Source organism: Parvivirga hydrogeniphila (assembly GCF_023371205.1).
GTDB classification, from domain to species: Bacteria; Actinomycetota; Coriobacteriia; order Anaerosomatales; family Anaerosomataceae; genus Parvivirga; species Parvivirga hydrogeniphila.
The window spans coordinates 206,679-220,021 of record NZ_JAMCCO010000002.1 but is presented as its reverse complement, the minus strand read 5'-3'; the positions used below and the strand labels follow the sequence as shown (position 1 = coordinate 220,021).

Here is a 13,343-nt window from a genome sequence, read left to right as displayed (position 1 = left end):
CCCTTCCGCATGCGGCCCAAGGCCGTACCGCTCGGACATCGAACGGGCCCGAGCAGCGTAGTCGGCACGCAGGGCGGGATCCGTGGCCAGCCGCCTGACGGCCGACGCGAAGCCGTCCTCGTCGCAGGCGATGTACGCGTCGCCGAACAGCGGGCGGTACACGTCGAGGTCCCGCAGCACGAGTGGCAGCCCGGCCGCGGCCGCCTCGATGATCGAGAAGCCGAAGGTCTCCTGGCGCGAGGGGAAGAGCAGGCAGTCAGCGGCCGCGAGGTACCGGGGGACCTTTTCGTGCTCCACCTGGCCGAGGAAGCGGCAGTTGCCAGGGACGTGCTTCGTGGCGCGCATCATCTGCCGGAAGCCCGCGGTGAGCGCCTTGAAGGGCATGCCCCCGAGCCACAGGAACGTCACCTCCGGGCACTGCTTCGCGGCGCGCACGAAGGTGTCGACGCCCTTCCGTGGTTGCACCTGCCCCGTCGAGATCGCGACGAACGCGTCGTTCGGTATCCCGAGCGAGTCGCGGACCTCGGCGCGCCACTCCGTCCGCGGCCGGAACCGCTCGAGGTCGATCGCGTTCGGCACCACCCGGATCGGGACGTCGATGCCCATGCGCGCGAGGCCGTCTGCGACTGCTGGCGAGACAGCGAGCACGAGGTCCGCGCGCGAGTAGAAGAAACGGATGTACGTCCGTGCGATTGGAAGCCACGCCCGCGCGAACGCGAAACTGCCCACGAGCGACTCAGGCACGATGTGGGCCGTCACGACCGCCCGACCCTTCGCCGCGAGCAGCGCTTTCAGCCCGGCGGGGCCCATGGTCTCGACGTGCGTGATATCGCACGGCTCGGTCGAGTTCACGCGTACGTCGATGCCCGCACGCGTGAGCGCTTCGAGCGTCTGCGTGAAGGCGGTGTGCACGCCGTGGCCGGTCGTGCCGCCGACGGTCTCCGACACGAGATTCACGCTGATGCGCTGCGGGCCTGCTTGTTCCACGTCTCTGGCCTCTCTAAGGCGGTGCAATGCGCGCAGCGACCATGATAGCCGTTGCCCGCGTGCGATGCTTCGGGTGTGCGCGTCACCCGGATGCGCTAGAATCGCGCATGACCGTGCCGAAGATCCGCGCAGCGCCGCGGGAGGGGAGCGCAGGGAGCCGATGGTGAGCGAGCTGCTTCAACCGGTGCTCGACAATCCGCTGGTCCAGCTGTCGCAGCGGCTGTGCTGGCTGTTCTTCTTCATCTTCACGCTCGCGCTCGTCTTCTGGACGTGGCGCGACGCGGAGCGCAGAGGTGCGATGTCGTGGTTCTGGGCCCTGGTGGTGCTCCTGTTCAACGTCCCCGGTTGGATCGTGTACATGGTCGTGCGCCCGCCCGAATCGCTTGCCGATGCGCGCGAGCGCGAGCTCGAGATCCGTGCGCGCGAGGCAGAGCTGCAGCGGAAGTTCCCTGTGTGCCCTGCATGCTTCAAGCCGGTCGAGGACGACTACCTCATCTGTCCCTCATGCATGAAGAAGCTCAAGAAGGAGTGCATAGGCTGCGGACGGCCCTTGAAGCTCGACTGGACCGTCTGTCCGTACTGCAAGACCAAGCAGTGAGCGCCGCCGGGCGCTGGCTCGATCGCACTGGAGGTTGTCGCATGGCTCGGATGAGCGTCCGGCTCCCGGACGGCAGCAGCATCGACGTCGACGAGGGGGCGACGGTCGCAGACGTCGCGCGCGCCATCGGGCCGAGGCTCGCGCAGGCGGCGCTCGCGGGGCGGGTGAACGGCAGGCTCGTGGACGTGGACGCTCCCGTGCACGACGGCGACGAGGTGGCCATCGTCACGGAGCGCGACCCCGAGGCGCTGAGCGTCCTGCGGCACTCGGCCGCGCACGTGATGGCCGAAGCGGTGAAAGACCTGTTCCCGACGGTGCGGTTCGGCATCGGCCCGTCGATCGAGGACGGCTTCTACTACGACTTCGACGTCGAGAGGCCGTTCACGCCGGAGGACCTTGCGGCCATCGAGGAGCGCATGCGCGAGATCGTCGCCGAAGAAAAGCCGTTCGAGCGCGCCGTGCTCGACCGCCTTGAGGCGCGCGACGCGTTCGAAGGCCAGCCGTACAAGCAAGAGCTCATCGCGGAGCTGCCCGAAGGCGAGCCCATCTCGGTGTACACGCAAGGCTCGTTCACCGACCTGTGCCGCGGGCCGCACGTTCCGCACACCGGATGGATCAAGGCGTTCAAGCTCATGAAAGTCGCGGGCGCCTACTGGCGCGGCGACTCGTCGCGGCCGATGCTGCAGCGCATCTACGGGACGGCGTGGTTCTCGGAGAAGGACCTTGCGGCATACCTCGAGCGCCTGGAAGAGGCCGAGCGCCGCGACCACCGCAAACTCGGGCGCGAGCTCGACCTGTTCAGCTTCCACGAGGTGGCGGGGGCCGGGCTGCCGGTGTATCACCCGAAAGGCGCGCGCATCCTGCGCATCTTGCAGGAGTGGCTGCGCGGCGTGCTGTACGAGCGCGGGTACGTCGAGGCGATAACCCCGCACATCTACAAGGCCGACGTCTGGAAGATCTCGGGGCACTACGATTTCTACCGCGAGAACATGTACTTCTTCGAGGTCGACGAGGGCGATGGCCGCATCAACGAGTACGGCGTCAAGCCGATGAACTGCCCGGGCCACGTGCTCATCTACGCGAACGACGTGCGGTCGTACCGCGACTTGCCGATGCGCATCTTCGAGTTCGGCACGGTCTATCGTCACGAGATGTCGGGCGTCGTGCACGGACTGATGCGCGCACGCGGCTTCACGCAGGACGACGCGCACATCTTCTGCATGCCGGAGCAGGTGCACGACGAGGTCGTAGCGATGCTCGACTTGGTGGACTACGTGCTCAAGGACGTGTTCGGCTTCGAGTACAGCGCGGAGATCTCCACGCGGCCCGAGAAGTCGATCGGCGACGATGCGATGTGGGAGCACGCGACGCGCGCGCTCATGTCGGCCTGCGACGCTCACGGTCTGCCGTACCAGATCAACGAAGGAGACGGCGCCTTCTACGGCCCGAAGATCGACATCAAGCTCAAAGACGCCATCGGCCGCACCTGGCAGTGTTCCACGATACAGGTGGACTTCAACTTCCCGTCCCGGTTCGGGCTCGCCTACCGCACCGCCGACAACGCGGAGGCGGTCCCGTTCATGCTGCACCGGACGATCCTGGGGAGCATGGAGCGCTTCTTGGGCATCCTCATCGAGCACTACGCGGGCGCGTTCCCGACCTGGCTTGCGCCGGTGCAGGCCGTGCTCGTTCCCATCGCCGACCGGCACCTGCCGTACTGCGAGACGGTCGCAGCCACGCTTCGGCGTGCAGGTGTCAGAGCCGAGGTGTACGCTGAGAACGAACCGATGCGCATCAAGATCGCCAAGGCGCAGCAGCAGAAGGTGCCGTACATGCTCGTCGTGGGCGACCGGGAGGTCGAGGCGGGGACCGTCGGCGTGCGGGAGCGCAGCGCAGGCGATCTGGGCGCGATGGGCATCGATTCGTTCGTCGAGAGGGTCGCCGCCGAGCATCCGTAAAAAGGGGGCAACGTGTGGCGTGGATGATCGCAGCGATCGCTGCGCCGCTCACTGCAGCTGTCGTTGCGGCCGCCATCTTCTTCGCGCTCGCGCGGTCTGAGCAGCAGCGGGCCGTGCGCCTCATCGGCTGGTCGTGGGCGGCGTACGCTGCGCGGCTCGCAGCAGAAGGGCTTCTCGTCGCGTGGCCGGGCATTGCGTGGCTTCGCTACGCGGTGCAAGCGGCGTCCGTGGCCTCTGCGCTCCTGATGCTTGCCGGAGCGCTTGCGCTCGCGGGCCGCAGGGCGCGATGGCAGACGTTCTTGGCGGCGGGTGTCGCGGCCACCGTGCTGTTCGTTCTGTTCGATCGGGCCCGGTTCTCGCAGTTCGTCGTGCTCGTGCCCTCGTTCGGGCTGCAGGGCGTCTGCCGCATCGTGGCAGGCGCGGTGTGGTTGCAGACGAGCCAGAGCACCAGATCGTATCGGTTGCTTCCTGGGGTGGGGCTCATCATCTGGGGCGTCCACGCGTTCGACTACCCGCTCCGATGGGTGCTGCCCGCGTGGTTCGGCTACGCGGGCTACCTGCTGAGCTCGGTCCTGGCGGTGGTGGTCGCGTTCGGCCTCGTCATCGGCTACACGGCCGAGCTTCGTGCGCGTCTGGCGGCGAGCGAAGCGCGGTACCGGTCGCTCTTCCAAGACAGCGCCTCTGTCATGCTGCTCATCGACCCGTCCGACGGCAGCATCAAAGACGCGAACACTGCCGCCGAGCGGTTCTACGGCTCGCCGCGCGAGCGGCTCACCTCGATGCGCATCACCGACATCAACACGCTTTCGCCCGACGAGGTGAAGGAGGAGATGGAGCGGGCGCGGACGCTCAAGAAGAACCACTTCGACTTCAGGCACCGGCTCGCTTCCGGCGAGGTCCGCGACGTCGAGGTGTACTCCGGCCCGGTGCCCGGTCCAGGCGGGGAGCAGTGGCTGTACTCGATCGTCCACGACGTCACCGGCGCGGTCGAGACCCAACGCGCGCTCGAAGAAAGCGAGCGCCGCTACCGGACCATCTTCGAGGCGAGCGCGCAGCCGATGCTGCTCGTGTCCGCTGACGGTGCGCGGGTCGTCGATGCGAACGCCGCCGCCGAGCGGTTCTACGGCTCGCCGCGCGAGCGGCTGCGCGCGATGACCATCGCTGACCTCAGCGCCGACGATCCGCTGGACGCCGTGCTCGAAGAAGTCCGCAAGACGGTCGAGGAGCGGCAGCAGGTCGGCCGATACCGCCACAAGACGGCGTCAGGCGATGCCCGCGACGTCGAGGTCTACGCGACGCCGCTCGTCTTCGAGGGCGAGACGCTGTTGTTCACCATCGTCGTGGACGTCACCGACCGCGTGCGTGCCGAGCGCGAGCTCGAACGCTACCGCGCGGGCCTCGAAAGCGAGGTCGAAGAGCGCACCGCTCAGCTCGAGGAAGCGTACGAGCAGCTCGCGCGCGCGAACGAGGCCAAGGACGACTTCTTGCGAAGCATGAGCCACGAGCTCCGCACGCCGCTCAACTCCGTGATCGGCTTCTCACGCCTGCTCGAGCAGGAGCTGCCGGGGCCGCTGAATGACGAGCAGAAGGTGCAGGTGCGCATGATCCGCGATGCGGGGATGCACCTGCTGTCGCTCGTCGACGACGTGCTGGACCTCTCGAGGATCGAAGACGGCCGCGTGTCTGTGGACCTTGCCGAGGTGGACCTCGGCGCGCTGGCTCGTGATGCGGCTGCCGCGGTGCGGCCGCTTGCAGACGAGAAAGGGCTCACCCTCGAAGTGCGCGCTCGCACCGGAGCGGTGTGCAGAGCGGATCCGCAGCTGGTTCGGCAGATCGTCTGGAACCTGCTCAGCAACGCGATCAAGTACACCGAGCACGGGTCGGTGCGCGTGGCGGTCGATTGCGACGGAGCGAAGGCGCGCCTTTCGGTGGCCGACACCGGGCCGGGCATGACGCCGGAGCAGGTCGAGCGGGCGTTCGAGGCATTCACGCGGTTCAGGCCGCCAGGCGATTCGCCTGGCACGGGGCTCGGCCTGGCGATCTCCAAGCGTCTCGCGGAGCTGCTCGGCGGGCGGATCACGGTCGAGAGCACGCCCGGCGAGGGCTCGACCTTCACGCTCGAGCTCCCGTGCGCGACCTGATGGCGACGAGCGTTGCCGCTGCTCTGGACAGGCGGCACCATCACCGCGTATACTCGCGCAGCCAATCGAATAGAGGTGAAGCGGAGCGCAGCGCGCTCCCACCCTACGGCGCATCGTGCAGCTGTACGGTCGAGGTGAACGTCCGCCGAGACGGGCGCCTTGTCCCTGTGCATGCGTCGCACAGGGACTTCTTGTTGCAGGGGCGGTCCGAGGAAGACCGCTGACGATGGAGGTGGAACGCCTATCAGCACGACCGAGCCGAGGATCAACGACAGGATCCGGACGCCGCGGTGCCGGCTCATCTCTGCCGAAGGAGAGCAGCTCGGCATCTTCAACACCCTCGATGCGCTGCGCATCGCAGACGAGCAGGGCCTGGACCTCGTCGAGATCGCGCCCAACGCCGATCCGCCCGTGTGCAAGATCATGGACTACGGCAAGTACAAGTACGAGCAGGCGATCAAGGCGAAGAAGGCGCGCAAGCATCAGGCGACGGTGCAGGTCAAGGAGATCAAGTTCCGTCCCAAGATCGACACGCACGACTACGAGACGAAGAAGCGGCACGTCGTGCGGTTCTTGGAGGGCGGGGCCCGCGTGAAGGTGACGATCATGTTCCGCGGTCGCGAGATGGCGCACGCGGAGCGCGGGCTGGCGATCCTCGAGCGCCTGGCTGAGGACGTCAGGGATCTCGGTACGGTGGAAAGCGAGCCCAAACTGGAGGGGCGCAACATGCTGATGGTGCTCGCTCCGGTGAAACGGGAGCCCGCCAAGAGCACGAAGCACGAGGCCGCGCAAGACGACGGAGCCCCCGTCGACGCGGACTGACGGAAGAAGAGAAGGAGCAACGCCATGCCGAAGATGAAGACGCACAGGGGCGCCGCGAAGCGCTTTCGCCTGACCGGCCGTGGGAAGATCCGCCGCGGCAACGCGTACTCGAGCCACATCCTCGAGAAGAAGAGCCCGAAGCGCAAGCGCGCGTTCCGCCAGCCGTCGCTTGTGAGCGCGGCCGACACCAACGTCATCAAGAAGAAGCTCGGCATCGGGTGACCCGAGCCACGCACCTGAGGAGTGATGAGCAATGCCTAGAGTGAAGCGTGGAGTCACGGCCAAGAAGAAGCGCCGCACGGTGCTCGAGCGTGCGAAGGGCTACTACGGTGCCAAGAGCCGGTCGTATCGGGCGGCCAAGGAGCAGGTCCAGCACTCGCTGCAGTACCAGTACCGAGACCGCAGGAACAAGAAGCGCGAGATCCGCAGGCTGTGGATCGCCCGCATCAACGCCGGGGCGCGCCAGAACGGGCTTTCGTACTCGGCGTTCATCAACGGGCTGAAGCGCGCCGAGATCGACCTCGACCGCAAGGTGCTCTCCGACCTGGCGATCAACGATCCGGCTGCCTTTGCGAAGCTGGTGGAGCTCGCGAAGGAGAAGCTGAGCGCGTAGCGGCCGATCCTGTGGCCGCGCACGTACGGAGCGCTGAGAGAGGGCCCTGCATCGCGCAGGGCCCTTTGCGTTGCCGTTCGCTCGCGTGGCCTGCGGGGCCTCGCAGGCGGTTCAGGGCCCGGAAGGTGAGGTGCGGGACGCGCACGCGGTTCAGGGCCCGGAAAGGCTTCGGTAAGCGCCGGGTGCGACACTGAGCCCGGCCGCAGGCGCGGCCACAGGACAGGCGCCGTCTTCCCCTCGGGCGGCACGACAGGAAGGGGAGGACGATGAAGCGGAGGATCGTGGTTGCAGCGTGTGCGGTCGCGTTAGGGTTCGCGTGCCTGGGAGGCGCGGGCGCCTTCTTCACGGGCCGGGCAGAGGTGCCGGAGAATGTGATCCGGGCAGGTGCGGTAGCGGTGTCCGCCGAACCGACGTCTGCCGCGCTTTCCATCGACGCGCTTGCGCCGGGCGGGTCGTGTGAACGCGTCGTGACGGTGGCGAACACGGGGTCGCTTCCGAGCACCGTCGTCGTCACCGGAGCGAAGAAGGCCGGCATCACGGACTTCTACAACGCGCTCACGTGCGAGGTGACGGCCGATGGCGTCCCGGTCTACAGCGGGCCGCTCGCCGAGCTGAGGACGGTGCCGTTCGAGATCGCTCCCGGGGCGCGTGCGCGGATGACGTTCGCGGTGGGGCTTCCGGCTTCTGCTGGCAACGACCTGGCCGGTGACTACGTGAAGCTCACGCTGTACTTCGACGCGGAGCAGGTCCACTGATGGGATCGGGCGAGCGTGCAAGTGCGGTGTTCGTGCGGCGAGCGCTCGGAGCCGTCGCGCTTGTTGTGTGGGCGCTCGTGCTGACGCGGTACGGCGCGACCGTCGTTCGCGGATCGTCGATGGAGCCGGCGCTCGTGCCGTACGACGTGGCGGTGTACCGGCGAGGCCCAGTCTCGATTCGCGTCGGTGATGCCGTGCTCTTCGAACACGACGGATGGCCCGGAGGCGTCATCCACCGCGTGCGTGCAGTGCTGCCTGGCGGGCTGCTGAGGACGCAAGGCGACGCGAATCCCGCGCCTGACCGCGATCCCGTTCCGCGGTCGCAGGTGCGAGGCGTGGTGTGCGCGGTCGTGCCGATAGGTCGCGTCAGCCAGTACGCACATGAGCGCATCGACCGGTGTGCTATACTCAACCGCCAATCGAAGACTGCAACGCGATGACGGAGAGGCGCGTTCGCACGGGAGCTCGACCAGGGAGGGACCTCGCCGACTGAGAGGGTCCTGCGAGCACGCGAGCGCGGTTCACTCCACCAGCAGCGAGCTGAACGGGCGAGAAGGGCCCCAGTAGGCGAGCCGGGTCCCCCCGATACGGGGCGGCTGGCGCGAGGCCAGCAGCGCGACGTCGCGCACAGAGCGGGCGCATCGAGCGCCAACCAGGGTGGTACCGCGGGAGCCGCTCCCGTCCTTGGGGTTTCCTGAGGCGGAGCGGCTCTTCTATTGCAGGATCGGACGTCCGACCGAAGAGAAGGAGCGCACATGGGTATCGCCGAGAGGATCGTCGAGCTCAAAGACGAGGCTCTCGAACGGATCGCCACGGCGAACGACCTCGAGACGCTCGAGGCTGTCCGCGTCGCGTATCTCGGCAAGAAAGGCGAGCTCACCGCCGTCTTGCGCGGTCTTGGCGAGCTTCCTGCTGAGCAGCGGCCGGCCGTGGGCAAGGTCTCGAACGAGGCTCGCGATGCCATCGAGCAGGCGCTTCTTGAGCGCCGCGCCGTTCTCGAGCGCGAGGCGCTCGAACGCCGGATCGCCGCCGAGGCGATCGACGTGACGCTTCCGGGCAGGCGCAGGCCGCTCGGTCATCAGCACATCATCCACCAGATCGTGGACGAGATCGTGGACGTGTTCGTCGGTCTGGGCTACCGGATCGCCGAGGGGCCCGAAGTCGAGCTCGACTACTACAACTTCACGGCGCTCAACCACCCGCCCGAGCATCCTGCGCGCGCAGCGACGGACACCTTCTACGTGAGGGACCTCTCAGCCGACGCGCCGAGCGGGCCGATCGAGTCGGAGGTCTTGCTGCGGACGCACACCTCGCCCGTGCAGGTCCGCGTGATGGAGAAGCAGCGACCGCCGATCTACGTTCTGGCGCCTGGCAAGGTCTTCCGCCGCGACGTCGCCGACCCGAGCCACCTGCCGCAGTTCACGCAGATCGAGGGCCTCGTCGTCGACGAGGGCATCACCTTCGGCGACCTCAAGGGCACGCTGGAGCACTTCGTCCGCGAGATATTCGGCCCGGAGCGCCGCGTGCGCTTGCGTCCGCACTTCTTCCCCTTCACAGAACCGTCCGCGGAAGTAGACGTGTCGTGCGCGATGTGCGGCGGCGAGGGGTGCCGCTCGTGCGGTGGCGAGGGATGGCTCGAGGTCTTGGGGTGCGGGATGGTCGACCCGAACGTCTTCCGCTACGTCGGGATCGATCCTGAGCGGTACTCGGGCTTCGCGTTCGGCATGGGAGCCGAGCGCATCGCTGCGCTCAAGCACGGCATCCCGGACCTGCGCCTGCTCATCGAAGGCGACATGCGGTTCTTGCGGCAGTTCTGACGGACAACCCGGATCGAGGAGATCGAAGCATGCGCGTGTCGTTGAAGTGGCTGAAAGAGCTCGTGGACGTCGATATGCCAGTGGAGCAGCTCGTCGACCGGCTCGACATGACCGGCACGAAGGTCGAGCGCGTGATCAAGACCGGGCAGGCGCTCGACGGTGTCGTCGTCGGCCAGGTGCTCGTGAAGGAGCAGCACCCGAACGCTGACAAGCTCTCGTACTGCCAGGTCGACGTGGGGGCACAAGAGCCGCTGCGCATCGTGTGCGGCGCGACCAACTTCTCCGAAGGCGACAAAGTGCCAGTGGCCCTCGTCGGCGCGACGCTGCCGGGCGGCGTCACCATCAAGCGCGCGAAGCTCCGCGGCCTGGAGTCGGAAGGCATGATGTGTTCCGCTCGCGAGCTCGGCGCCGGAAGCGACGCGTCGGGCCTGCTCATCCTCCCGAAGGACGCGCCAGTCGGCGCGAGCTACGCGGAGTACGCTGGCCTCGCCGACACGGTGCTCGAGCTCGAGGTCACTCCGAACCGGCCCGACTGCCTGTCGATGGCCGGTGTCGCGCGCGAGGTCGGCGCCGTTCTCAACCGCGACGTTCGCTTCCCCCAGTGGGATTTGCGGACGAGCGGCGAGCCCGTCGAGAAGCGCGTCTCCGTGGTGGTCGAAGACCCCGACCTCTGCCCGCGCTACACCGCTCGCCTGATCCGCGGTGTGCGCATCGGGCCGTCGCCGGACTGGCTGGCCGAACGCATCGTCGCGGCAGGTGCGAGGCCCATCAACAACGTCGTGGACGTCACGAACTACGTCCTGTTCGAGCTCGGCCAGCCGCTCCACGCATTCGACCTTGCGACGATCGCCGCGCCCGGTGGCGTCGCGAAGGTGATCGTCCGTCGCGCGAACGACGGAGAGCGGCTGCGGACGCTCGACGGCCAGGACCGGGTGCTCTCTCCCGACATGCTCGTCATCGCCGACGCGAACGGCCCTGTCGCGCTCGCCGGGGTGATGGGCGGGGAGGCGACCGAGGTCTCGGAGCGCACTGTGGACGTGCTGCTCGAGGCCGCGTCGTTCGACCGCGCGAGCGTCTCGAAGACCAGCCGGACGCTCGGGCTGCTCTCGGAGTCGTCCCTACGCTTCGAGCGAGGTGTCGATCCGGAGTTGGCGGCGCGTGCCTCGGAACGGGCGGCGGCGCTCATCGCCGAGCTCGGCGGCGGCGAGGTTGCCCCCGGCCTTATCGACGTGTACCCGAGCCCGGTGACGCACCGCAGCATCACGCTGCGGTGCGGGCGCATGAACGCCTTCCTCGGCACCGCCATCGCGCGTGACGAGGCCGCGGCGATCCTGCGACGGCTCGGCATCGCGTCCGAGGCCACCGGCGAGGACCTCGCGTGCACGGTGCCGACGTTCCGCCCCGACCTCGAGCGCGAGGTCGACCTGTACGAGGAGGTCGTCCGCATCTGGGGCATGGAGCGCGTGCCGTCCACGCTGCCGGGCGGGCGGCAGCGCGTGGGCGGTCTTGACGCGTCCCAGCGCATCGAGCGTCGGATCGGCGCCACCATGCGCGCCGCCGGGCTCAACGAGCACATCGGGCTAGCGTTCGAAGACCCGCGGCGGGTCGAGGCGTGCGGTTTCGAGCTCGGTCCCGACGAAGCGCTCGTGGAGCTTCTCAACCCGATGTCGAACGAGCAGTCGCACCTTCGCGTCAGCACGCTCACGGGGCTGCTCGAGGCGGTCTCACGGAATCAGCGTCGCGGCGTGAGCGACGTCCACCTATACGAGGTCGGCAGGGTCTTCCGCACGTCTTCAGGCCGCAAGCTGCCGAAGGAGCGCACGGTCCTCGGCGCCGTCCTTTCCGGCTCGTGGGACCGCCAGCAGTGGTACGAGCGTCCCCGGCCGCTCGACTTCTTCGACGCGAAGGGCGTCCTCGAGGCGCTGTTCGAGAGCCTGCGGATCGAGCGCTGGCGTCTGGACGCTGCCGAGCACGCCTGGCTGCAGCCGGGCCGTTCCGCCGACGTCGTGGTGCGCGGCGAGGTCATCGGGTGGCTGGGCGAGGTGGCGCCGCACGTCCTCAAGACCTTCGAGGTCGATGGCGCCGTCGCGGCCTTCGAGGTCGACGTCCGTGCGCTCGTGCGCGCCGGCGGGTCCGTGGCGCGCTACGAGGAGATCCCGCGGTTCCCGGCGGTGAAGCTCGACGTCGCGCTCGTCGTGCCGCGCGAGGTCGCCGCTGAGACGGTGGCGTCGGCCATCCGCTCGTTCGGCAAGCCGCTTCTGGCGGACGTGCGCCTCTTCGACGTCTACGAGGACCCGCACGGAGCGCAGCAGCGTCGGCTTCCTGAGGGCACGAAGAGCCTGACGTTCTCGCTGGAGTATCGCGCCGCCGACCGTACGCTTTCGGAGGACGAGGTCAGGGCGGTGCACGACCGGCTGGTGGAGCGCGTCTGCGCGAAGGTCGGTGCGACGTTGCGGGCCTGAGTGCGCACAGGCGGCATGAATCTGCGCTACTGTGGAATAGTGTTCGGCATATATTACATCGAAATTGCATAAAGGTTGACGCTCATTCGCTGCGCGTGGTACACTGCCCGCGGACTGGTCGTACGTCCGGAGGGAAGCCGCATGGTGCGCGTCGCAATCGTCGGAGCTGCCGGATACACGGGCGCCGAGCTCGTCCGGCTCGTCCTTGCCCATCCGGACATGCAGCTTGCGCTCGTCACGTCGACCGCAGATGCCGGTCGCAAGGTCTCGGACCTCTATCCGGCGCTGGCGTCGTGCGACCTGACGTTCGCCGAGCCCTCGGTCGACGCGATCGCCCAGGCCGCCGATCTCGCGTTCCTGGCGGTGCCGCACACCGCTGCCATGGCCCTTGCCCCGGGCCTGCTCGAAGCGGGTGTGAGTGTGGTCGACCTCTCGGCGGACTTCCGGCTCGAAGACGCAGCGACCTACGAGCAGTGGTACGGCGTTCCGCACCGGGCGACGCATCTGCTCGCGCAAGCGGTCTACGGGCTCCCGGAACTCTGGCGCGACCGGCTGCCGGGGTCGCGGCTGGTCGCGTGCGCGGGATGCTACCCCACGGCGACGCTCCTCGCGGCCGCGCCGGCCGTGCGGGCGGGGCTCGTGTCCAGCGCTCACGTCGTCGTCGACGCGAAGTCCGGCGTTTCCGGAGCCGGGCGCGCCCCGAGCGCGACCGCGCACTTCGTCGCAGCGAACGAGAGCGTGGCGGCGTACAAGGCGGTCGCGCACCGGCACACACCGGAGATCGAGCAGGGACTCGCGCGCTGCGGGCTTTCCCGTGCGACCGTCACGTTCGTGCCGCACCTCGTCCCGATGTCGCGGGGCCTGCTCTCGACGGTGTACCTGCGCTGCGAGCACGGCGTCACGCTCGAGCGCGTGCAGCAGGTCTACGAGGCGGCGTACGCGGGCGAGCCCTTCGTGACGGTGCATCCTGCCGGCCGCATGCCGCAGACGCGCGAGGTGACGGGCAGCAATCGCGCGCACATCGGCCTGGCGTTCGACGGCCGCGTCGGCATGCTCGTCGCCACCTGCGCGATCGACAACCTCGGCAAAGGTGCCGCGAGCCAGGCCGTCCAATGCGCGAACCTCGTGCTCGGCGTGCCGGAGACGCGCGGGCTCGACGTCCCGGCTCCGGTGGTGTGAGGAGGTCTGGC

General features: G+C 68.3%; 11 protein-coding genes and 1 pseudogene. 11 read left to right on the top strand and 1 reads right to left on the bottom strand.

Going from position 1 to position 13,343, the window contains the following annotated elements:
• Positions 1-48: 48 nt before the first annotated feature.
• Positions 49-987, bottom strand: a pseudogene (locus MX659_RS06660) (glycosyltransferase); the annotation flags it as partial.
• 163 nt (positions 988-1,150) lie between these two features.
• Here MX659_RS06660 and MX659_RS06655 point away from each other — a divergent pair.
• From MX659_RS06655 to argC, 11 genes are all read left to right on the top strand, one after another.
• Positions 1,151-1,585 carry a zinc ribbon domain-containing protein gene (locus MX659_RS06655; RefSeq protein WP_267192694.1) on the top strand — a complete coding sequence of 145 codons (435 nt, stop codon included), beginning with the start codon at positions 1,151-1,153 and terminating at the stop codon, positions 1,583-1,585.
• A gap of 41 nt (positions 1,586-1,626) precedes the next feature.
• Entirely contained in the window at positions 1,627-3,543 is a 1,917-nt protein-coding gene (gene thrS / locus MX659_RS06650) for a threonine--tRNA ligase (RefSeq protein WP_323745500.1), read from the top strand.
• Between the two features lie 23 nt (positions 3,544-3,566).
• The gene (locus MX659_RS06645) at positions 3,567-5,684 is read left to right on the top strand and encodes a sensor histidine kinase (protein WP_267192969.1); all 2,118 of its coding nucleotides are present in this window, start codon (positions 3,567-3,569) and stop codon (positions 5,682-5,684) included.
• Positions 5,685-5,843: 159 nt separating this feature from the next.
• Positions 5,844-6,506, top strand: a complete 663-nt coding sequence (gene infC, locus MX659_RS06640) for a translation initiation factor IF-3 (protein WP_267192693.1) — start codon at positions 5,844-5,846, stop codon at positions 6,504-6,506.
• Positions 6,507-6,530: 24 nt separating this feature from the next.
• Complete coding sequence (gene rpmI / locus MX659_RS06635; protein WP_267192692.1) at positions 6,531-6,728, top strand: 50S ribosomal protein L35; 198 nt, start codon at positions 6,531-6,533, stop codon at positions 6,726-6,728.
• A 31-nt stretch (positions 6,729-6,759) separates the two neighbouring features.
• On the top strand, positions 6,760-7,119 hold the full coding sequence (gene rplT / locus MX659_RS06630; protein ID WP_267192691.1) for a 50S ribosomal protein L20: 360 nt from the start codon (positions 6,760-6,762) through the stop codon (positions 7,117-7,119).
• A gap of 266 nt (positions 7,120-7,385) precedes the next feature.
• On the top strand, positions 7,386-7,874 hold the full coding sequence (locus tag MX659_RS06625; RefSeq protein ID WP_267192690.1) for a TasA family protein: 489 nt from the start codon (positions 7,386-7,388) through the stop codon (positions 7,872-7,874).
• Positions 7,874-8,314, top strand: coding sequence for a signal peptidase I (locus MX659_RS06620; protein WP_267192689.1), 441 nt, complete (start codon positions 7,874-7,876; stop codon positions 8,312-8,314). The genes MX659_RS06625 and MX659_RS06620 overlap by 1 nt, the downstream gene beginning before the upstream one ends.
• Before the next feature lie 315 nt (positions 8,315-8,629).
• Positions 8,630-9,691, top strand: coding sequence for a phenylalanine--tRNA ligase subunit alpha (gene pheS, locus MX659_RS06615; protein ID WP_323745499.1), 1,062 nt, complete (start codon positions 8,630-8,632; stop codon positions 9,689-9,691).
• Between the two features lie 29 nt (positions 9,692-9,720).
• Entirely contained in the window at positions 9,721-12,153 is a 2,433-nt protein-coding gene (gene pheT / locus MX659_RS06610) for a phenylalanine--tRNA ligase subunit beta (protein ID WP_267192688.1), read from the top strand.
• A 141-nt stretch (positions 12,154-12,294) separates the two neighbouring features.
• Entirely contained in the window at positions 12,295-13,332 is a 1,038-nt protein-coding gene (gene argC / locus MX659_RS06605) for an N-acetyl-gamma-glutamyl-phosphate reductase (RefSeq protein ID WP_267192687.1), read from the top strand.
• Positions 13,333-13,343: the final 11 nt, after the last annotated feature.